The following is a 20,541-nucleotide window of genomic DNA, read 5'->3' as shown; positions in this document are numbered from 1 at the left end:
CGGGTAGAGGGCACCCACAAACTACGATCAGCAGTATGAATGAGGACGAGACGGCGCTGCGCGTTCGCCTGCCGTCCGTCCGTCTGAGCCCGTTGCGCGCGGTGTTGCGGAGGATGGCCATCGCGCTGGCGATGCTGCTGGCCATGTTCGCGCTGGTCGCCATGGATCTCGACGGCTACCGCGACAACGTCGACGGCCGCGTGTCGCTGCTCGACGCGCTCTACTACGTGACCGTCTCCATCTCCACCACCGGGTACGGCGACATCACCCCCGTCACCACGGCGGCCAGGGTCGTCAACATCGTGGCCGTGACGCCGCTGCGGATCGCGTTCCTGGTCGTGCTCGTGGGCACCACGCTGGAGGTGCTCACCCGGCGCACCAGGGACGCCATCCTGACCGAACGCTGGAGGGCCAGGTTGCAGGACCACACCGTGATCGTCGGCTACGGCACCAAGGGCCGGGCCGCCGCCCGCACGCTGCTCGACAACGGCAGCCCCAAGGAGTCCATCGTGGTCGTGGACCCGGACCCGGCGGTCGTGGACGAGGCCGCGTCCGACGGCTTCGCCGGCGTCCTGGGCGACGGCACCCGCAGCCACGTCCTGGGCCGGGCCCGGATCAGGACCGCGGGCCAGATCATCATCGCCACCCGGCGCGACGACACCACCGCCCTGGTCACGCTCACCGCGCGCAGCCTCAACCCGGGGGCGACGATCGTGGCCGCGGTCCGCGAGGCGGAGAACGACCCGCTGGTCCGCCAGAGCGGCGCCGACGTGGTCATCACCTCGGCCGAGGCGGCCGGGCGGATGCTGGGCGTGGCCACGCAGAGCCCCGCGGTCAGCGCCCTGATCCAGGATCTGCTCACCTACGGCAAGGGCGTCGACCTGCGCGAGCGTCTCGTACGTCCCGAGGAGGTGGGCGGCCCGCCGGTCAAGGGCGAGGAGCTGCCCGTCGCGGTCGTCAGGGACGGCCACATGTTCACCTACGCCGACCCGCGCGCCGCCGAGCTGCGCCAGGGCGACAAACTGGTGGTCATCCACGTTCCGCCGCAGCCGGGATAGCGAACCCGTAGGGCAGTTCCAGCCGGTGTCTGGCGAGCTGCTCGGCGTCGCCGAGCAGCTCCCGCGTCGGCCCGTCGGCCACGACGACCCCGTCCGACAGGATCATCGCCCGCTCGCACAGCTCCAGCGCGTACGGCAGGTCGTGGGTGACCATGAGCACCGTCACGTCCAGGGAGCGCAGGATCTCCGCCAGCTCCCTGCGGGCCGCCGGATCCAGGTTGGACGAGGGCTCGTCGAGCACCAGGATCTCCGGCTCCATCGCCAGCACGGTCGCCACGGCCACCCGGCGGCGCTGGCCGAACGACAGGTGGTGCGGCGGGCGGTCGGCGACGTCGAGCATGCCGACCCGGTCCAGCGCGTTCTTGACCACGGCCGCGAGCTCCTCGCCGCGCACGCCCGCGTTGGCCGGGCCGAACGCCACGTCGTCGCGGACGGTGGGCATGAAGAGCTGGTCGTCGGGGTCCTGGAAGACCAGGCCGACGCGCTGCCTGATCTCCTTGAGCGTGTCGCGGCGCACCGGGGTGCCGGCCACCGTCACGGTGCCGTGGCCGGGGGTGAGTATGCCGTTGAGATGCATGACCAGCGTGGTCTTGCCGGCGCCGTTGGGGCCGAGCAGCGCCACCCGCTCGCCGCGCCGGATGGTCAGGTCGACGCCGAACAGCGCCTGCGTCCCGTCGGGGTAGGCGTAGGCGAGCCGGCTGACTTCGAGCGAGTTCGGGATCATACGGCGAGTCCCAACAGGAGCACGGCCAGAGCCGCGAGCGGGAGAGCGAGCGCTGTCCCCCATTGTCGCGCCGTGGCCGACAAATCATGAATCATCGGCATCTGGCCTGAATATCCGCGGCTGAGCATGGCCAGGTGCACCCGCTCACCGCGCTCGTACGAGCGGATGAACAGCGCCCCCGCCGAGCGCGCGATCACCGGCGCGTGCCGGAGGTCGCGCGCCTGGAAGCCCCGCGACTCCCTGGCGACGCGCATCCGCCGCATCTCGTCCATGATCACATCCAGGTAGCGGAGCATGAACATGGCGATCTGCACCAGCAGGTCCGGCACCCGCAGCCGCTGCGCCCCCACGAGCACGTCACGCGGCTCGGTGGTGGACGCCAGCAGGATGGAGACCGTGACCCCGAGCGTCGCCTTGGCCAGGATGTTCCAGGCCGCCCAGAGCCCGGGGACGCTCAGCGACAGCCCGAGCACCTCCGTCCGCTCCCCCAGCCCGATGACCGGGATGAGGAACGCGAACAGCACGAACGGCAGCTCGACGACCATGCGCCGCAGGATGTGCCCCGGCGGGATCCGGGCCACGGCCGCCACCGCCGCGAGCATGCCCGCGTACAGTCCGAAGGCCCAGAACCACTCGCGCGGCGTGGCCACCATCACGATCGCGAACGCCAGGACGGCGAGCAGCTTGCACTGCGGCGGCAGCCGGTGGACCGGCGAGCCGCCCGGGAGATAGAGCCGCTGCCCCACGCCCATCGGGCCCTCTCAGACCCTCTCGCCGGACGAGGCCCGGCCGCGCGCCCGTGCGGCGTAGGCGATCACACCGGCCATTATCAGGGTCAGCGCGACGCCGACGATGCCCGCGACGCCCACCGGGATGCCGCCCACCTCGCCGTAGTCGGCCAGCGCGAACCCGCCGAACACGTGGTCGGTCGCCTGCCCCAGGAAGCCCTGCTCCTCGGCGACCGACTCCAGCCCGTCGGGGTGCGGCGAGGCGAAGAACGACACGACCCCGGCCAGCAGCAGCGTCACCCCGAGCCCGCCGAGCAGGAACGGCAGGCTGCCGACCCCGGCCGCGGGCTCCGGCGCCCGTCCGGTGACCGTGCTGGTCCCGTCGGCGCTTCGCAGCACCAGTGGCGCGGCCAGTTCACGCGCCCCGTACACCAGGTCGGGACGGACGGCCAGCACCGCGGCCACGGTCAGCGCGGTGATCAGGCCCTCGCCGATGCCGATCAGCACGTGCACGCCGGTCATCGCGGCGGCCACGGTCGCGATGTCGATCGGCGCGGTGCCGCCGATCCAGAACAGCAGCGTGAACACCAGCGCGGAGGCGGGCACCGACAGCAGCCCCGCCGCGAAGGACGCCGCGATCACCCCGCCCCGGCCCGGCACGACCCGCGTGACCAGCCGGAACACGCCCCAGCCGACCAGCACCGTGACCAGGCCCATCAGGATGATGTTGACCCCCAGCGCGGTCAGCCCGCCGTCGGCGAAGAACAGCGCCTGCACCAGCAGGACCACGGCTATGGCGAGCACCCCCGTGAAGGGCCCGGCCAGGATGGCCGCCAGCGCCCCGCCCAGCAGGTGGCCGCTGGTGCCGCCGGCGACCGGGAAGTTCAGCATCTGGACGGCGAAGACGAAGGCGGCGACCAGCCCGGCCACCGGGGCCGTCCGGTCGTCGAGCTCCCGGCGGGCGCCGCGCAGGCAGACCGCCACTCCGGCCGCCGCGACCACGCCCGCGGAGACGGACACCGCGGCGGTGAAAAAGCCATCGGGTACATGCACGACGAGCCTCCAAGCAGAGGGGCCGGACAACCCCCACTTTAGGTCATCGATGTGCAGTTGCATATGGATTGCATTAGCGCATGATTCTTCTCAGGAGCGCCCGCGCGGACAGCCGCCGCACGACCGCGCTGAGCCGCCCCCTGTTCGAGGTCGCGTACGGGCGCGCGACGCACGGCTCGGTGCCCAGCAGCCAGCGACGGGGCCCGGCGACCGACTCCGCGCCGGCCTCGATCCTGAACCTGGCGGGCGGCCCGCCCAGGTCGAGCTCCAGATAGGCGTCCCAGACCCCGGGGCCGAACCGCCCCACCGCCGGCCTGGCCACGAAGCCGCCTCCCGCCAGCCCGACCACCCGGTCGGCCCGCTCGCTCCCGCTGCCGCGCTCGCGCCACACCAGCCGCCGCACGGCCTCGGGCGGCGGCGCGGCCCCGGCCACCGCGATCTCGCCGTCGAGCACCAGCCGCCGCCCGAGCGACCAGCGGGTGCCGACCAGGCGTGCGCTGCCTGGCACGCCGACCGCGTGCCCGCCGACGTCCAGGCTGAGGTTGTCGTGATCGCGGGTGAAGTACGGCAGCACGGCCACCTCGCCGACCAGCCGGGCAGGCGGCCGGGCCAGGGCGGTGTCGCGGTCGGCGCCCAGCCTGGCCGAGCGGGTCACCCCGGCCAGCTCGACCGACACGCGCAGGTCCCAGATGCCCGAATCCAGCAGCGCCGGGTCGACCCTGGCGACCCACCGGCCGCCGGACCGGACGGCCGGCACGACCAGCTCCCGCCGGGGTTCGTGCCGGGTGCGCAGCACCAGCGCGACGCCGTCGGGCTCGGCGCATCCCGTCAGCGCGGCCTCGCAGGCCACCACCAGCGTCCGGCCGTCCCAGCACAGCCCGGTCAGCCGGCGCTCGACGGGCGCCGCCTCGATGACGGCCAGCAGGGCCAGCCGCTCCACGTCGCCGAGCGCGGCCAGCCGCTGCCGGTCGGCGCTCCCCAGCCGCTCGCGCACGCCGTCCGTGAGCCACCGGTCGCACAGGGCGGCCACCGCCACGGCGACGTCCTTGCGCTTGACCTCGTCGGCCTCCAGGAAGGGCCGGCCGAGCTGGGCGAGGATGTCGAGCTTGAAGTGACGGGCCAGCAGGTGGTCGCGGAGCGGGCCGGGCGGGACGTGGTCGGTCATGAGCCGGATCGGCTCGTGGATCATGGCCAGCCAGGCGAGCGGGTCGCGGCTGGCGGGCCGCTGCATGACGCTGCTGCCGTCGGGCCTGGCGACCAGGTGGTAGCAGTCGTGGTCGGCGACCACCGAGATCGTCCCGGCGTGGCAGTAGGCGTGCACGGTGAAGTAGATGTCCTCGCCGACGAACACGCCCTCGCGGAACCGGATGCGGTGGCGCTCCAGCATGTCCCGGCGGAACAGCTTGAAACAGCTCAGGCTGTTGTAGACGGCGCTCTCGCCCAGCTCGGCCCGATCGGCGTTGCGCTGGAACATCGACTCCGGGACCCGCCGCCCGTGTCCGACGATCTTGCCGAGCACGATGTCGGCGTCGTTCCTGTCGGCCGCGGACAGCATGTGCTCCAGCGCGCCGGGCCCGAGGTAGTCGTCGGCGTCGCAGAAGAAGACGTAACGGCCGGTCGCGTGGCCGAGGCCGACGTTGCGCGGCCGTCCGGCGCCGCCGGAGCTCTCCACCCGGACCACCTTGACCGTGCCCCGGTGGTGGGCGGCGTAGAGGCCGAGGAGTTCGGCGGTGCCGTCGGTGGAGCCGTCGTCGACGACCACGATCTCCTTGGCGACCCGCTGGACGAGCACGGACGTGAGGCACCGGTCGAGATAGGGCCGGCAGTCGCGGGCCGGGATCACGATGCTGACGTCGACCGGAACTTCGCCGCCGACCTCCATGGAAACCTCCCGCGGGTCGTCACCGTGTGCTCCTGAGCGGTATCAGTATGTGACCATCGCGCGGCGTGGGTGGGTGGATTCGGCGGTCTTCATGCCTTCCTTTTGCAGAGTGCGCCTATTCCGACACATTCTGAGAATTGTGCAGGTAAGGTCACCGATTACGGCATATAACCCGCACCGAATCAGCTTCAGGGACGCAGTTATCCCCCGCGGGAGAAGAGAACTTCCCCGGAGGAGCAGTGCCGTACCTCCAGGTCCTCCCGGATGATCGGCGGGGCCCGAGCGCGCGTCTACAGTGAGGCAATCTTGACGTGGAGGTGGCGGGGATGGGATCGGATCTGCGCAGGCGGACGGCAGGCAAGGGGTCGATCGTGCACACAGCGGAATTCATCGTCTCCTCGGCAAGGCTGACGGAGCTCCACGAATGCTCGGCGCTGCTCCGCCACACCCGGCAACGGGCGGAGGAGATCGTGGACGAGGCGCGCACACTGCTGTCGGAGGCCGAGCAGGCGGGCGACGGCGAGCGGGTGCTGGAGCTGACCGTGCAGCTCGACCAGGCGCGCCGCTCCTACTGTCAGGTGCTGAACGCGTACATGGTCATCAGCCGCCGGATCACCACCGAGCGCCAGGCGATCCTCCAGGCGCAGATGGAAGCCGACCGGCACGCCGGCCTCACCGGTGTGGCCTGATTTTCTTGTGAACTTTTCTGGGATGAGAGACGTCAAAAGGACATAACGGCTAGCCGCCGCATGAACGGGCTCCAGCTCCCCGGTGTTCTCTCCCGGGGAGCTGGAGTAGGGGGCGCTTTCATGCCTCGACGCGGGGCAGGTCGGGGCGGGCGGCCTCTTGCAGACGCTCGACGAGCTGACCCTGCTGCTCCGGGGTGAGGCGCACGGGCCAGACCGCGGGCAGCATCAGCACGTCGCCGTTGGAGAGGCCGACGAACTCGACGGGGAATGACGGGGAGGAGATCACAGTGCTGACATTCTGGCACGTCATCGGGCTCCGCGAGCTGGGTTCGCATCCTGGTACTCCCGGAGATCTTGCAGGTCAGGGCGACATTTACCGACTTATGGGGTCTTGCTCCGCGCTCTGAAGGCCGCCGTCTTCACCCGGTTCTGGCACGCCGTGGAACAGAACCGCCGGGTCCCGTTGCGCGAGACGTCCACGTACACCCGATCGCAGTGCGGCGCGGTGCAGACCCCGAGCCGGTCGTGGAACTCGCTGCCGAGCACGTGCGCGAGCCCGGTGGCGCAGCTCGCGGCCCAGTCGCCCGCGAGGGTGCCGCCGGGGCCGTGGTAGTGCAGGTGCCACGGCTCGCCGTCGTGCCGCATCAGCATCGGCCGCGCGCCGGTCTCCGCCAGCAGGGCGTTGATCCGCTCCGCGGCGGCGTCGACGTCGCCGGCCGCCACGGCCTCGAACACCGCGCGCAGCCGCTGCGCGACCTCGGCCAGCTCCGACCCCTCGGCCTCGGTGACCGGCTTGTGGCCCGGATAGCCCGTACGCAGGCCCTCGGTCGCGGCCTCGGCCAGGCCGGCGGGCGGCGGGGCCGGCCGCCCGCGCCGCTCGCCCGGCGTGAGGCTGTTGACCAGCCCCACCGCCACGCGGATCACCGCATCGCCGTGACTGTTGAAGTCCACTTGACCAGTTACGCCCTTACGTTCTAGTTTGTAACTGCCCAAAGCTTACAAGACAGTCACAAGGGGGATCGTCGTGTTGGACCACGATGCCGCACTCGCCTGGATGGCGCGCTGGGATCGCCAGCAGGAGGGCTACCTGCCCGACCGCGAGGAGCGCTTCACCGCGATGATCGACGCCGTCGAGGCGCTGGGCCGCCCCGACCCGCTGGTCGTCGACCTCGGCTGCGGCCCCGGCTCGCTGGCGGCCCGCCTGGTCGAGCGTCTGCCCGGCGCGCGGGTGGTCGGCGTGGACGCCGACCCGCTGCTGCTCGGCCTCGGCCGGGCCGCCTACCCGCACCTCACCCTCGTCTCCGCCGACCTGCGCAAGCCCGGCTGGACGGCCGCGCTCGGCCTGGACGGCCCCGCCGACGCCGCGGTCAGCACGACCGCCCTGCACTGGATCGACCCGGAAGAGCTGAAGGCGATGTACGCGGACGTCGCGTCCATCCTGCGCCCGGGCGGCCTGCTGCTCAACGGCGACCACCTCGACACCGACGACGCCACCCCCGCGCTGGCCGCCCTGGAGCGCGCCGTGCACGACAAGCAGACCGCCCGCGTCTTCGGCGACGACCGGCCGGAGGACTGGCGCACCTGGTGGGACGCCGTGGCCGCCGACCCCGCCCTGGCGGAGCTGAACACCGCCCGCGCCACCGCCGGGCCAGACCACCGCGGCTCGGAGTCCCACCTGCTGTCCCATCACGCCGACGCCCTGCGCGCGGCCGGCTTCGCCGAGGTCGGCACCCTCTGGCAGCGCGGCCACAACCGCCTGCTCTGCGCGGTGCGTTGACCTCTCGGAAGTCCGCACGGCCGGGGCCGGGTCCGATCCCGGCCTCGTGGAGCTCACTCTGTGACACCCACGGAAGGACGCACATGCTGCCCTGGTCACCCGATTTCGCCGGCCGGATGGACCACGCCGTCATCGACAGCCCGGCGCTGCGCGGCAACCCGCTCGGCGACCCGCACGAACGACCGATCTGGGTCTACCTGCCTCCGGGGTACGACGACGACACCGACAGGCGCTACCCGTCCGTCTACGTGATCCAGGGCTACACCGGCCAGCTCACGATGTGGGCCGGCCGGACCCCGTTCCGCCGGCCGTACCCGGAGATGGCGGACGCCATGTTCGCGCGCGGCGAGGCGCCGCCCGCGATCGTCGTGTACGTGGACGCGTGGACGTCCGTCGGCGGCAGCCAGTATCTGGACTCGCCCGGCACCGGCCGCTACCACACCTACCTGTGCGAGGACGTGGTCGGCTGGGTCGACGCCCGCTACCGCACGATCCCCGCACGCGACGCGCGGGCCATCACCGGCAAGTCCAGCGGCGGCTACGGCGCCATGGTCAACGCCATGCTGCGGCCCGACGTGTTCGGCGCGCTCGCCACCCACGCGGGCGACGCCCTGTTCGAGGCCGCCCACCAGCCCACGTTCCCGGCCCGCGCCCGCGAGCTGCGCGACCTGTACGAGGGCTCGTACGACCGGTTCCTCGCCGACTTCCGCGGCCGGATCCCCGGCACCAGGAGCAGCGACATGCAGCTCATGGAGATCTACGCGTACGCGAGCGCCTACTCGGCGGACGACGACGGCACGGTGCGCATCCCGTTCGACGCCAACGGCGCGCTCGTCCCCGAGGTGTGGGAGCGCTGGCTGGCCCTGGACCCGGTCCGGATGGCGCGGCGCCCCGAGTACGCCGAGGCGCTGCGCTCGATGCGGGCCGTCTGGATCGACGCGGGCACCCGCGACGAGTGGTATCTGGACCTGGGCGCGACGGCCTTCCGCGAGGCGGTGGCGGGGGCGGGGGTGCCCGACGACCGGGTGCGCTTCGAGCTGTTCGACGCCGGCCACATGGCCATCGAGTACCGCTACCCGCTCGCCCTCGCCTGGCTGTGTCACCGTCTGACCGGATTCTCCGGATAGCGCTTCTCGGTGACGAGCAGCCGGATCACCTGCTCGTCACCGTGACGGACCACGTCCGCCGCCCAGACCACGTAGTCGGCCTCGTACGCCGACTGCTCGTACGCGTACACGACGAAGCCCTCCGGGGCGTCGGGGTCGGGCCGGATGACGTTGACCATCACGGGCAGCCCGTGCTTCCACAGCTCACGATCGAGTTCGGCCACGGTCCTCCCCTCGACCCGCACGCCCTCCAGCGGCCCGCCCTTCCCCGTCGCCGGCTTCCCGGGGTCGAGCTCGACCCGCCTGTCGTCGGGGACGAGCTCGCACGGAGCGACCGGATCGCGCATGAGGATGGTGCTGGTGCTGCTGGCACCGCGCGGGTTTACGGTCATCGTCCACACGAAGGTCTGGCCGGGCTCGAACCGCTTGGTGTCGATCCGCATCTGCCAGCCCTCGCGCTCGCCCGGGATGGTGGTCGGCGCGTGATACAGCCCCGGGGGGACCTGCTCGACGACCTGCGCCCGCGGCTCGCGGCACATCATCCCGTACGGGACATAGTCCACGATGGCCGGCACCCCGAGCTCGTGCAGCTGCTCGGTCAGGCCGCCGGTGTCCCGGAAGTCCCGGACCACCACGTCCACGACGCCGTCGGAGCCCATGGTGACGGCGTACGCGGGGTCGCCGCCGCCCGCCGTCATCACCGCGACACCGCCGGCCGTCATCATGGTCACCGCGGCGGCCGCCGCCAGCAGGAGGCGTGGGCGTGGCCGCCGCCTCGCCCGCGCCGCCACGTACTCCTTGAGCTCGGCGAGCCGCCGCTCCTCGAAACCGGCGAGTGGTGCGCTCATCATGATCCTTCCATGCTCGTGGCGAGATCCGGGAGGGTTGCATCCCTGAGCAGGCGGCGCGCGCGATGCAGCCGGACCCGCGCCGTGCCGAGCCGGATGCCCAGCGCGGCGGCGGCGTCGGCCACCGGGATCCCGTCGGCGTCCACCAGCTCGGCGATGGCCCGCAGACTCTTCGGCAGGGCCGCGATGGCCGCCACCAGCGGGCGCGCGGCCCGCTCCGCGTCGATCCGCTCCTCCAGCCTGGCGATGTCGTCGGCGTCCAGGTCCCTCCGGCCCGCCGCCCGCCCGGTCTTGTGCAGCTCGCGCGCGGCCCTGCGCTGCTCGATCGCCACCACGTTCCTGGCGATCCCGAACAGCCAGGCCACCTCGCTGCCCCGCTCCGGCCGGTAGCTGCCCGCCGTGTCGATCGCCGCCAGGAAGACCTCGGTCGTCACGTCGTCCACCGTGTGCGGATCCGTGACTCTCCTGGCCACGAACCGGCTGACGGACTCGGCGTGTCTTCGGTAGAAGACCTCGAACGCGGCCGGATCACGCGCGATCCGCCGGAGGTCATCGGTAGTGCCTGCCATCCAGGTGCGCCTTCTTGTCGGGGTTTTCCCCTTCTTGTGCATGAGGGCCGCCCGGCATTACATCGGGATTTCCGAAACCGCGTAATCCACAGCGGTGCACCCACTCCTCTCTAGTGAACGAGAGGAGCTCTTATGAGCAGGAACAGACTGACGCTCGCGTTGTCACTCATAGCCACGGTGGCCGCGAGCGTCCTGGTCGGGACGGCGCCGGTCGCGTCCGCGACCACGCAGGCGGCGCCCAAGGCCGCCACGCCCGGGTTCGCCTGTGATGCCACGGACGCCGCGGGGAAGGGATGGGTGCTTCCGGTCTACGCCCATCAGCCGGGCCAGAGCCAGTACGCCACCGAGCTCGCATCGGTCGAGCGGACGCTGTGGGAGACCGACCAGACCTTCGACGCGAGCGCCCGCCGGTTCGGGGGCTCGCTGCGGATCAGGTACGTCCAGGACGGCGACTGCCGTCCGATCGTGGCCCAGATCCCCTTCGTGAAGGGCCGCAACCGGGCCGAACTGGGCACGGCGTTCTCGGAGAACCTCGCCGGCCAGCCCGCGCGGGTGCGTGAGCTCGTGGCGACCAAGCGGGTGAAGCTCATGTTCTTCGTCCGCGACAACGAGATCACCAACTCCTGCACCGGCGGCGGCGCGGACGCCGGGCTCAGCACCGGCGGCGTCATCCTGCCGCGCTGGTGCTGGAGCGAGGCCGGGTTCACCCACGAGATGATCCACGGCTTCGGGCTCGGCCACTGCAACGTGGACGGCACGTCAGAAGGCAACGGCGACGACCCGGTCTGCCGCAACATGGGCAGCAGGCCCGAGTGCACCGCCGACACCGCGTCCAACTACCACCTCGACTCGTGCCGTACGGACAAGTTCCGCTACTTCGAGCCGACCAGGGCCTCTCAGCCGGCCGGGGAGCCGCTGGCCGAGAACAGGAACGTCGCGTTCAGCCCGTACCTGATCAAGGACCAGCCGACCCCGGCGGCGGACTTCCGGATGCGCGTCGTGGAGAGCGGGCTGTGCCTCGACGGCGGCGCCCAGCAGGTGACGCAGGCGGAGTGCTCGAACAGTGACAAGCAGGTCTGGCGCCGCAGCATCGACGCCCAGGGCTACCTGACGATCCGCAACGCCGGAACCGGCCGGTGCCTGCAGCTCACCGCCAAGGACAAGGACGCCGTCCCGGTGATCACCGCGCCGTGCGTGGCGAAGCAGAAGTCGCAGCAGTGGATCCCGGACGCCGACCAGGACAAGACCAACTTCTTCAACCGCTCCGGCGGGAAGTCCGGCGCGAAGCTCACCGTCCAGGGCGTGAAGGACGGCGCCGGAGCGAAGGTGGTCCGCGGCGGCGGCACCCCGATGGTGGCCGAGTACCTGAGCACCGGCTCCTCGCCCGCCCCGGCCCCGACCAAGACGGCTGCCCCGGCCCCGACCGCGACCCCGACCAAGAGCGCGACCGCGAACCCCACCCCTCGCCCGACGCGGACGTCGCTGCCGGTGTCGCGCAATATCCGCATCGAGAGCGCGTCGGGTCGCTGCCTGACCTCCTTCCGTACGAACGTGCGCCTGGGCTCGTGCCGGGCGGCGAACTGGCGGCTGGTGCCGACCACCGGCGAGGCCGTGCAGATCCGTAGCCAGGGCCGTTGCCTGACCCTCGGCTCGGCCCGCAGGGGCCTGCGCTCGGTCGTCCTGACCAGGTGTGGCAAGACGAGCACGAGGCAGCAGTGGGTGGTTGAAACCCAGCAGAACGGGACCGTTACCCTGAAGATCGCCGCCACCAGGGCCACCCGGCTCGTCGGCGCCGGGCACACCCGCGTGCACGCCAAGACCGCGCACCCGAGCAGGTCGCTCACGTTCACGATCAGGTAAGTGGAAGATTCGCAGCGCGAGGACGCGGCCCTGACCAGGCTGGTCAGGGCCGGAGACAGCCGTGCCGTGGCCGAGCTGTACGAGCGGCACCACGCCGCCGTCCTCGCCTTCGCCCGCCGCCTGTGCCAGGACCCGCACATCGCGGAGGACCTGGCCAGCGAGGCGTTCACCCGCACCCTGCGAACCGTCCGCAGCGGCGAGTCCGGCCCGTCCGGCGCGTGGCGTCCCTACCTGTACGCGGTCGCCCGCAACACCGCGGCCGAATGGGCGCGCACCGATCAGCGGCGCGTCCTCACCCCCGAGTTCCGGGACGACGAGCTGACCGTGGCCGAGCCCGAGCCGCCCGACGATCTCGTCACCCGCGCGTACCGGTCGCTGCCGCCGCGCTGGCAGACCGTGCTGTGGCACACCGTGATCGAGGACGAGCGGCCCGAGCAGGTCGCGGAGATCCTCGGCACCACCCCCGGCAACGTGGGCGTGCTCGCCTTCCGCGCCCGCGAGGGCCTGCGCAAGGCGTACCTGGCCGCCCACGTCGCGGGCGCCTCGGGCGACTGCCGCAAGTACGCCGACCCGCTGGCGGCGGCCGTACGCAAGAAGAGCGGCCGCCTCCCCCGGGCCCTGCGCGCGCACCTCGACTCCTGCCCGAGCTGCGCGCGTGCCCACAGCCGGTTGCTCGACCTCAACGCCACGCTGCGGGCCGCGCTGCCCATCGCGCTGCTGCCGTTCGCCGTGGAAGGGCTGGGCAAGGCCGCCGCCTCGAAGAGCGCCTCCATGGGGATGCTGGGGTGGGCGATCCCGGCGACGGCGGCGACCGTGATCACCACCGCGATCGTCTTCACCGTGCCACCGGAGCCCTCACCCCCGCCCGCGGCCGCCCCGCCCCCCTCCTCCACTCCCACGCGCTCGCCCTCCGGCTCCCCCTCTGCCTCGCCCTCCGGCTCCCCTTCGCCTTCGCGCTCGCCCTCGCCTTCGTCCTCGCCTTCACCTTCGCCTTCGCCTTCGAAGACCCGTAAGCCCACCCCGGCAGCGGTCGCCGGCACCCGGATCAGCCACGCGGGCCGGTGCGTCGGCACGAAAGGGACCCAGGTCGCGGCACTGAGCTGCACCGACCCGGGGACAGCCTGGCGGGTCAAGGGCGACGCGTCCCGGTTCCAGCTCGTCAACGCCGTGACCGGGCGCTGCCTGACAGCCGGCGCCAAGTACGACACGGTCTCCTTCAACGGCGGCGGCATCCGTACCGTCCAGCTCACCCCCTGCTCGGCCGCCCCGGCCCAGCGCTGGAACAGACCTGCCTTCAGCGACGGCGTGCCCCGCCTGGTCAACGTCTCCACCGGCATGGCCCTGTCGATCGGCAAGGAGTTCGGCAGCAAGCGCCCGCCCACCGCGTTCATCCTCTACGGCGCCTACACCGACTCCGCCGACCAGCGGATCACCTTCCGCACCGGCTCATGACCCTGGACCGGCTCCCCACCGGTGACGCGGACGCTCCGCAGCCACGTGCGTGCCTCCTCGGTGTCGCCGGCGGCGACCCGCTCACCATGGCGTCGGGGTCGACCGACGTACGGACCCGTCAGACGAAATCGGCCGCCGTCATCCCGGGCGGATGGCCCGGCGGCCACTGCACGAGCTCGATCCTGTAACCGTCGGGGTCGGTCAGCCAGGACGTCCGGAACCCCGGCCCGAGCTCCGCGGGCGGCTCGGCCGTGACGCCCTTGGCCGCGAGATCGGCGACCGTCGCATCCAGATCGTCCACCTGCACCACGAGGTGGTTGACGGCCCCGGTGTCCTCGACCGGCCGCGCGGGGTCGTACACGAGCTCAAGGCTGACGAACGGATCGTCAGGCAACTGCAGCATGGTCAGGCTGCCGAAGTCCGTCTCGGGGACGAACCCGAGCTTGGCGTACCCGAGCGCGGTGTAGAAGGCGAGCGAGCGCTCCAGGTCGGTCACCCGCAACCCGAGGTGCAACATCCGCATGCCCGGCAGACTAGTGGCCGGCCGCGGGTCCGGGGGGACGGCCGGGACGATCGAGGACGGCGCCTGGTGCCAGGAGCGGCCGACTCTCGCTACGACGCTTTCCCCGCCGGATAGACGAGAATGAGATCCACTCCTGGGCGTGTGTACAGGCGCAACCGGTAACGGCCGGGACCACTGCGCGCGAGGTTGGGGAAGCGCACCTTGCTCGCCGACAGTGTCTGCATCACCAAGCGACCAGATTCGCTAAGGATGTCCGCCTCGACCACCTTGTCCCAGCCCTTGCGTCGCAGGGGCGGCGGGGCCGAGCGCAACGCCTTCGCCGTGACGCAGGTCGCCCAGTCCTGAGCGGGCGTGAAGATCAGTGCCAGCTGGCCATGAGTCACCAGAGGGCTGGACGACCCCGCACTCCACATCGCCTCGATATCTTCTCCGGTGTCCGCTTCCGCGTCGTAGATCCCGTACGGCTGACTGTCCCAGTCGTAATAGGACGCGGTCGCCTGGAAGCGGGTGCGTAGCGCGGGCCACGGGTCGCGGCACAGGGCGTCCTCCTCGCGCGCCTCGCGCGCCGACTGTTCGCGCCGGAGCTTCTCCTTCTCGGCCTGCTGCTGTTCGATCTGAGCGGACGACAGCAACAGGTCAGGATATTTCCCTCCAATCACGTCCGGGCAGATCAGCGCCAGCAGCGCAGGACGAGCCTTGACCGGCTCCCCTGCCGCGAACCTGACGCACGCGCCTCTGCCCCTGCTGAGCAGTTCCTGGTCCGAAACCTCCCGATCAGGCTTCCGCACGGCGCACAGGTAGGCTCGATCACGCTGGTGGGCCGGGACATCGGCGACACGTGGTGGCTGCCTGACCCAACAGTCCGTGAGGTCACCGTTCCGCCAGGCGTAGGTGAGACGCGGAGCGCCCTCGGGTCCGACGACCATCAGCAGGAGGACCGCGGCCACGGGCGCGAACGCCGCGGGCACGCGCAGGGGCGCCCTCCGCCTCGGCTCATGGTTCAGTTCATGTGCCGTACGCGCCATCCAGACGATGTGGAGCACATCCATCGCCTCGGCGATCGACTCGATCGCGCTGCCGCTCGTCAGGCTGTCCACGAGCTCCACCAGGAACGGGCTCACGAACGTGCCCCACCCGATGAGGAGCGTCACCCGGCTCCAGCGTCCATCGCGCCACTGGGCGAGCAGGAGCAGCGCCATCACGACGAGCGCCGCCGCACCCACGGCCATGACGGTCGCTTTCGCGGCCGGTCCCAGGAAGAGCTGGGGCCTCGCATCGCTCACCAGGCCGCTCGCGAGCAACGCGACGGGTTCCACCAGCCCGAAGAGGAGCAGAGCCAGCCGGAAGGGCAGACCTGAGCGGGTGAACACCACCGTGAACAGCACGAGCAAGGACAACCGGAGCACCACCCCGATGACCGTCTCGACCAGATCCGGAAGGAACGAGGGGATCAGCAACCACACCACGTTGGCGTACAGCAGCAGCCTCAGCCACGTGGCCGCCGAGCGCATCGGCAGAGCCATCGGCGCGGGCACCCGCAGCACCTGCCACAGCATCCACGCGTTCACCAGCCCGAGCAGCAGCAACCAGGCCAGCACCGGCACCAGAGGAGACCTCCCGACGATCTCGTCGGGTGGATACCACATGGTGACCAGCCATGCGGGCGTCGCGGTGCCGATCACCAGGCCGAGAATGATCGAACCAATGGTGAGGACTAAAGAGGCACAAGCCGCCAAACGGTATAAGGGCACGATGAGGCTTGATCGTAGTACGTGCTCACTGCCCGGAAAGTCGTGAACGCGGACCCGGTGCAGCCCTGTAGTTGATCGCCGACCGCGGAGGTCCTTCCGCACCTACTCCGATCACGCAAGTCCGCATCGATCGCGCCCGCGCCCAGTGACTCTACGATCATCATCGCGCCCGTTCCTCACCCGATCCTGCGTTCCTCGGCCCGCGTCCTGCTACACCAGCGTCGGCGACTGGGTCCGTCACCTGGTGGACGTTGACCGACCTGCGCGCCACGGATGAATGCGTGCTCCCTGCTGCTGGAATGCCTACTGACTGGAGAGGTCCCATCCGAACCGGTGGTCATGTCCTGGAATTGAGCGGACAGGATGGCAACCTCCTCTGCGGCGCTCACACCGACTCCGCCGACCAGCGCATCACCCTGGTGTGATCAGGGATTGCCCCTCTGCCAGGTGCCGAAGGGAGGGACAGGCCTGTCCATGAACTCCTTCAGCTGCTTCACCTTGTCGACGCAGTCGGGGCAGACGTACGCCTCGACCGCTCTCGCGGTCGCCTCCGGCGTCGGCTCACGGAAGGTGCCCGACACCGTCATGCCCAGCGGCAGGCGGGTCTCGGGATCCATCATGACCGTCATGACCTGCGCGGGAACGAAGCTGAAGGTGCGCTTGCACATGTGGCATCCGCCGATCGTCCTGATCTGCTCGTCCGCCATGGGCTCCCCACCTCCAACCGCACCGTACAACGTCGCTCTTACTGGCGCACCCGCCCGGCGATCTGCCGCGCGCACTCCAGCGACTCGGTATGCGTGGTGTCCACCACCAGGTCGTAGACCACGCCCTCGTGAACCACCTCAGCCTGCAACGCGGCCATCCCCTCGGTCCGGTCGCCCCGGGCGATCTCGCGCCCCGCGGCGACCTCGCTGTCGCACCGCACACCGACCCACAGCACGTCCAGCCCGGCGAGAGCCTTCTCCCACCGCTGCTTGGAGCCCGCCCCACCGAGGAACACGTCATCCACGACGATCCGGGCACCCGCGCGGGCCATCGCCGCGATCCCCGCGGTCCACGCCTTGTCCAGCGCCTGGAACTCCGGCCCCACGATCACCTGGCCGTCGGGAGCGAACTCGATCCCCTCCTCCGACGCCCGCATGGCCGCGGGCATCGCGTCGACCAGGTCGTCCACCGAGAAAGCGAGCCAAGGATCCGGCAGCACCGCCTGCAAGCACCGGGCGATCCCGGACTTGCCCGAACTGGAGCCACCGTTAAGCACGATCACCTGAGTTGTCACCGCGCCACCCTAGAGGCCCGCCCCGCACTCCCCAACCTGTTTTCCCGTTCCCCCACCGGCGAGGGAGCCGCCTCCCTCGCACGGGGGAGGGCGCCGGACCTCGTCCCCGGAAAGCTCGTACCCATGAGCACCACACCTGCGACCTACCAGCCCGCGTTGTCCGCACCCCCCAGCCGGCTCACCATCTGGGCCGGCCGAAGCATGATCGTGATCGCCGTGGCGCACACCGCCGTCTTCGCCCTCCTCGCCCCCTGGTCCAGCTGGCTCGCCGGAGACCTCCGCGACGGGGTCGCCGACGCCGACTCCCTGGCGATCTTCTGGGCACTGCCGGGCGGATTCGTCGTGGTCCTCGCCCTGCTGGGACTGCTGGTGGCACGGTTGGGACGGCAGGGACAACACGTACCCGGATATGTCGGCTGGGCGAGCCTCGCCTGGGGAGCCCTGGCCGTCACCCTGATCGGACCGAGCGGTTTCCTGCTCACGGCCGTCCCCGCCGGCCTGCTCATCACGGCGAACCTCACCGCCAGGCGGTAGGGCCGGCCCTACCGCAAGACGGGGGTGCGCGGCAATGCGGCCGCGGCCGGCGACCGGGACTCTGGCCATGAATCCGTCGCCCCCCAGGAGGTTCCGTGTCCACGGTCCTTGGTACGCCGCTTCGCCGGGTGATGCAGTGGCATCGACCGCTGATGCTGATGGTCGCCTCGATGCTGCTTCTGCTGGTCGTCTCGACGATCGGGCTCGTGCTCGACGACCGGGTGCTTCTCGGCGCCCCCGTCTGGCTCAAGCCGTTCAAGTTCGCCGTGTCGATGGCCGTCTACGGAACCACCCTGGCCTGGATGCTGTCCCTGCCTCACCGGGGCAGGAAGTGGACCTCCGGCCTGGCCACCGTCTTCGCCGTCACCGGGTTCGTCGACACCGTCATCGTCGCCGTCCAGGCCGCCCGCGGCACCTTCAGCCACTTCCACAAGTCCACCGCACCGGCCGAGAAGATCATGCTGGTCGTCTTCGGCAATGCCGTGCTCCTCATCATGCTGGCCAACCTCGCGCTCGCGATCATCCTGGCCTTCCAGCGCGTCCACGCCGACCGCGCCATGAGCCGCGCGATCCACACAGGTCTGGCCCTGGCCGTCGCCGGCATGGCCCTGGGCTTCCTCATCCCCATCCAGGGGAAGGCGGAGACCGCCCTGACCACCAGCGGCCAGCGAGTATCCCTGAGCAGCGGTCACAGCGTGGGCGTCCCCGACGGCGGCCCCGGCCTCCCCCTGACGCAGTGGAGCACCACCGGCGGCGACCTGCGGGTCCCTCATTTCGTCGGCATGCACGGCCTGCAGGTCATGCTGATCGCCGCCCTGCTCCTGGCGGCACTGGCGGCTCGCTACCCCCGCTTACGCGACGACCGGACCCGCGCCCACCTGATCGCCGTGCTCGCCACGAGCTACACCGGCCTGATCGCCCTGGTCACCTGGCAGGCCCTACGCGCCCAGCCCCTGATCCACCCCGACGCCCTGACCCTGACCGCCGCCGCCCTCCTGGCAGCGCTCACCGCCGTGGTCACCGCCACGGTCCTGGCAACGCGGCCAGGCCCTGATCGGAGGATCTAACACCGGAGCCAACGTGAAGTCCGTCTTCGCAAGACATCAGCTCATAGCAGTCGTCTTTGCACGACATCGGCGATGACGGCGTTCACGACCTTGCCGACTTCCTCAGGCTCCGGCGGGACCCCCTCCCGGCCGGCGAACAACATGTGCCCGGCCCCGATCAGGGAAAGCGCCAGCGCCTCCACATCGGCGTCCGCCGCGATGCGGCCCAGTTCGCACTCCTCGTTCAGGTAGGCGGCGATCATGGCTGCAGCATCCGTCAAGACCGGAACACCGGGAGCCGAACGGGCCTGACGCAGCCGGGCACGCAACTCGTCCCGGAAGATGACGAGAGCGACGATCGCCACGGCGACCGAGTCGAACAGGTCGACAAGCGCCCCGGTCAGGTTGCCGGCGACGTCGCCGGTCCCGGCGGAGCCACGAAGGGCGCCGGCCTGGCTCTCGAGCCGGGCGATGCGGTCCCGCACGAGTTCGGCGAGGAAGGCGTCGAAGTCCTCGAAGTGCCGGTGCAGGACGCCCTTGGCGACGCCCGCCTCCGCCGTGACCGCCCGGCTGGTCAGGTCGTTCGCCCCGTCCCGGAGCAGGACGCGTTCGGCGGCGTCGAACAACTGCTGCCGCACATCCCGGAGGGCCACTCCAGTCGGCATCGCCCGTTCCTCCTTACCCGCCTCCGCCCGCCCTTCGCTCACCGCGAACCGTGCGCGGGTTGATGAGTGGGCATGCGCCCACTATTGTGGGCACATGCCCACTCTAGCGCAGGAGCAACCAGAGCATCCGCGGAACGAGCCCCATAAGGCCAGGCAGATGGCGGAGTCGTTCGGGGCCGACACCGAACGCTACGACCGGGCCCGGCCCGACTATCCCGACGCCCTGGTGCAGCGAATCATCACCGCCAGCCCCGGCCCCGACATCGTCGACGTCGGCTGCGGCACCGGCATAGAAGCCCGCCAGTTCCTGGCGGCCGGGTGCAAGGTGCTGGGTGTCGAGCCGGACGTCCGGATGGCCGAGTTCGCCCGCCGCACCGGGGTCGAGGTCGAGACGGCGACGTTCGAGGACTGGGACGCCGCCGGTCGCACCTTCGACGCGGTGGTCGCCGGGCAGTCCTGGCACTGGGTGGACCCCGTCGCGGGCCCGGCCAAGGCGGCGCAGGTGCTGCGTCCCGGCGGCCTGCTGGCGGTGTTCGCGCACGCGTACGACCCGCCGCCCTTCGTCGCGGAGGCGTTCGCCACCGTCTTCCAGAAGGTGGCGCCCGACTCGCCGCTCAGCACCGCATCGCCGAGGCCGGCCCAGGACATCTACCAGGCGATGTTCGCCACGTTCGCCGACGGCATCCGCAAGACGGCCGGGTTCGGCGAGCCGGAGCAGTGGCGATTCGACTGGGAGCAGTACTACAGCCGCGACGATTGGCTCGACCTGCTGCCCACCACCGGCGCGCTCACCCGACTCCCGCCAGACAAGCTGGCCGAGGTGCTGGAGGGCGTCGGGGCCGCCATCGACGCGATCGGTGGCAGCTTCACCATGGCCTATACCACGATGGCGATCACCGCGTCACTGAACACCTGAGTCGCCCACCACTCCGAGGACGCGTGGGCCGGGAGCGGCACACGCGCTCCCGGGTACGCCGGTGAAGTAGACGATCAC

22 protein-coding genes are annotated in these 20,541 nt (G+C 71.1%); 9 read left to right on the top strand and 13 right to left on the bottom strand.

Annotated features, from left to right (window positions below):
* The first annotated feature begins 35 nt into the window (after positions 1-35).
* On the top strand, positions 36-1,058 hold the full coding sequence (locus FR742_RS41945) for a TrkA family potassium uptake protein (protein WP_148036723.1): 1,023 nt from the start codon (positions 36-38) through the stop codon (positions 1,056-1,058).
* Here FR742_RS41945 and FR742_RS41940 read toward each other — a convergent pair.
* The 4 genes from FR742_RS41940 to FR742_RS41925 all read right to left on the bottom strand — a co-directional run bounded on the left by FR742_RS41940 (position 1,030) and on the right by FR742_RS41925 (position 5,445).
* Positions 1,030-1,782, bottom strand: a complete 753-nt coding sequence (locus tag FR742_RS41940) for an energy-coupling factor ABC transporter ATP-binding protein (RefSeq protein ID WP_148036722.1) — start codon at positions 1,780-1,782, stop codon at positions 1,030-1,032. The genes FR742_RS41945 and FR742_RS41940 overlap by 29 nt on opposite strands.
* Complete coding sequence (gene cbiQ, locus FR742_RS41935; RefSeq protein WP_148036721.1) at positions 1,779-2,534, bottom strand: cobalt ECF transporter T component CbiQ; 756 nt, start codon at positions 2,532-2,534, stop codon at positions 1,779-1,781. The genes FR742_RS41940 and cbiQ overlap by 4 nt, the downstream gene beginning before the upstream one ends.
* Before the next feature lie 9 nt (positions 2,535-2,543).
* A complete protein-coding gene (locus FR742_RS41930; RefSeq protein WP_148036720.1) occupies positions 2,544-3,563 on the bottom strand; it encodes an energy-coupling factor ABC transporter permease in 1,020 nt (339 codons plus the stop codon).
* Positions 3,564-3,636: 73 nt separating this feature from the next.
* Positions 3,637-5,445, bottom strand: coding sequence for a glycosyltransferase family 2 protein (locus FR742_RS41925; RefSeq protein WP_148036719.1), 1,809 nt, complete (start codon positions 5,443-5,445; stop codon positions 3,637-3,639).
* 371 nt (positions 5,446-5,816) lie between these two features.
* Between FR742_RS41925 and FR742_RS41920 the strand changes: the two genes are divergently transcribed.
* A complete protein-coding gene (locus FR742_RS41920) occupies positions 5,817-6,134 on the top strand; it encodes a hypothetical protein (protein WP_148036718.1) in 318 nt (105 codons plus the stop codon).
* A gap of 118 nt (positions 6,135-6,252) precedes the next feature.
* On the opposite strand, the gene FR742_RS41915 is transcribed toward FR742_RS41920, so the two are convergent.
* Positions 6,253-6,420 (bottom strand): hypothetical protein, encoded by a 168-nt coding sequence (locus FR742_RS41915; protein WP_219546184.1) that lies wholly within the window; start codon positions 6,418-6,420, stop codon positions 6,253-6,255.
* Positions 6,421-6,515: 95 nt separating this feature from the next.
* Entirely contained in the window at positions 6,516-7,085 is a 570-nt protein-coding gene (locus FR742_RS41910; RefSeq protein WP_148036716.1) for a CGNR zinc finger domain-containing protein, read from the bottom strand.
* Positions 7,086-7,158: 73 nt separating this feature from the next.
* Here FR742_RS41910 and FR742_RS41905 point away from each other — a divergent pair, with 73 nt between their 5' ends.
* Both FR742_RS41905 and FR742_RS41900 read left to right on the top strand, forming a co-directional pair.
* Positions 7,159-7,911 (top strand): trans-aconitate 2-methyltransferase, encoded by a 753-nt coding sequence (locus FR742_RS41905; RefSeq protein ID WP_148036715.1) that lies wholly within the window; start codon positions 7,159-7,161, stop codon positions 7,909-7,911.
* An 83-nt stretch (positions 7,912-7,994) separates the two neighbouring features.
* Positions 7,995-9,038, top strand: coding sequence for an esterase family protein (locus FR742_RS41900; protein WP_148036714.1), 1,044 nt, complete (start codon positions 7,995-7,997; stop codon positions 9,036-9,038).
* On the opposite strand, the gene FR742_RS41895 is transcribed toward FR742_RS41900, so the two are convergent.
* Together FR742_RS41895 and FR742_RS41890 are read right to left on the bottom strand one after the other, a co-directional pair.
* Positions 9,011-9,868, bottom strand: coding sequence for a hypothetical protein (locus FR742_RS41895; RefSeq protein ID WP_148036713.1), 858 nt, complete (start codon positions 9,866-9,868; stop codon positions 9,011-9,013). The two genes, FR742_RS41900 and FR742_RS41895, sit on opposite strands and share 28 nt — an antisense overlap.
* Entirely contained in the window at positions 9,865-10,434 is a 570-nt protein-coding gene (locus FR742_RS41890; protein ID WP_148036712.1) for an RNA polymerase sigma factor, read from the bottom strand. Before FR742_RS41890 ends, FR742_RS41895 begins: the two co-directional genes overlap by 4 nt.
* A gap of 132 nt (positions 10,435-10,566) precedes the next feature.
* Between FR742_RS41890 and FR742_RS44965 the strand changes: the two genes are divergently transcribed.
* The gene (locus tag FR742_RS44965) at positions 10,567-12,294 is read left to right on the top strand and encodes a ricin-type beta-trefoil lectin domain protein (protein WP_187281610.1); all 1,728 of its coding nucleotides are present in this window, start codon (positions 10,567-10,569) and stop codon (positions 12,292-12,294) included.
* Positions 12,295-13,746, top strand: a complete 1,452-nt coding sequence (locus FR742_RS41870; RefSeq protein WP_148036710.1) for a sigma-70 family RNA polymerase sigma factor — start codon at positions 12,295-12,297, stop codon at positions 13,744-13,746.
* A gap of 118 nt (positions 13,747-13,864) precedes the next feature.
* On the opposite strand, the gene FR742_RS41865 is transcribed toward FR742_RS41870, so the two are convergent.
* The 4 genes from FR742_RS41865 to cpt form a co-directional block, all read right to left on the bottom strand.
* A complete protein-coding gene (locus FR742_RS41865) occupies positions 13,865-14,269 on the bottom strand; it encodes a VOC family protein (RefSeq protein ID WP_148036709.1) in 405 nt (134 codons plus the stop codon).
* Between the two features lie 89 nt (positions 14,270-14,358).
* On the bottom strand, positions 14,359-15,951 hold the full coding sequence (locus FR742_RS41860; protein WP_148036708.1) for a hypothetical protein: 1,593 nt from the start codon (positions 15,949-15,951) through the stop codon (positions 14,359-14,361).
* A 494-nt stretch (positions 15,952-16,445) separates the two neighbouring features.
* Entirely contained in the window at positions 16,446-16,727 is a 282-nt protein-coding gene (locus FR742_RS41855) for a hypothetical protein (RefSeq protein WP_148036707.1), read from the bottom strand.
* Positions 16,728-16,765: 38 nt separating this feature from the next.
* Complete coding sequence (gene cpt, locus FR742_RS41850) at positions 16,766-17,302, bottom strand: chloramphenicol phosphotransferase CPT (RefSeq protein WP_187281609.1); 537 nt, start codon at positions 17,300-17,302, stop codon at positions 16,766-16,768.
* A 123-nt stretch (positions 17,303-17,425) separates the two neighbouring features.
* Between cpt and FR742_RS41845 the strand changes: the two genes are divergently transcribed.
* Together FR742_RS41845 and FR742_RS41840 are read left to right on the top strand one after the other, a co-directional pair.
* Positions 17,426-17,836 (top strand): DUF6463 family protein, encoded by a 411-nt coding sequence (locus tag FR742_RS41845; protein ID WP_222709293.1) that lies wholly within the window; start codon positions 17,426-17,428, stop codon positions 17,834-17,836.
* 95 nt (positions 17,837-17,931) lie between these two features.
* Positions 17,932-18,903, top strand: a complete 972-nt coding sequence (locus tag FR742_RS41840) for a hypothetical protein (RefSeq protein WP_222709292.1) — start codon at positions 17,932-17,934, stop codon at positions 18,901-18,903.
* Positions 18,904-18,944: 41 nt separating this feature from the next.
* Here the strand turns inward: FR742_RS41840 and FR742_RS41835 are convergent, their stop codons facing one another.
* On the bottom strand, positions 18,945-19,547 hold the full coding sequence (locus tag FR742_RS41835) for a TetR/AcrR family transcriptional regulator (protein ID WP_148036706.1): 603 nt from the start codon (positions 19,545-19,547) through the stop codon (positions 18,945-18,947).
* A 94-nt stretch (positions 19,548-19,641) separates the two neighbouring features.
* On the opposite strand from FR742_RS41835, the gene FR742_RS41830 reads away from it, so the two are divergent.
* On the top strand, positions 19,642-20,463 hold the full coding sequence (locus FR742_RS41830) for a class I SAM-dependent methyltransferase (protein WP_148036705.1): 822 nt from the start codon (positions 19,642-19,644) through the stop codon (positions 20,461-20,463).
* Positions 20,464-20,541: the final 78 nt, after the last annotated feature.

Source organism: Nonomuraea sp. C10 (assembly GCF_008017515.1).
Lineage (GTDB): Bacteria > Actinomycetota > Actinomycetes > Streptosporangiales > Streptosporangiaceae > Nonomuraea > Nonomuraea ferruginea.
This window is presented reverse-complemented; position numbering and strand designations above follow the sequence as displayed.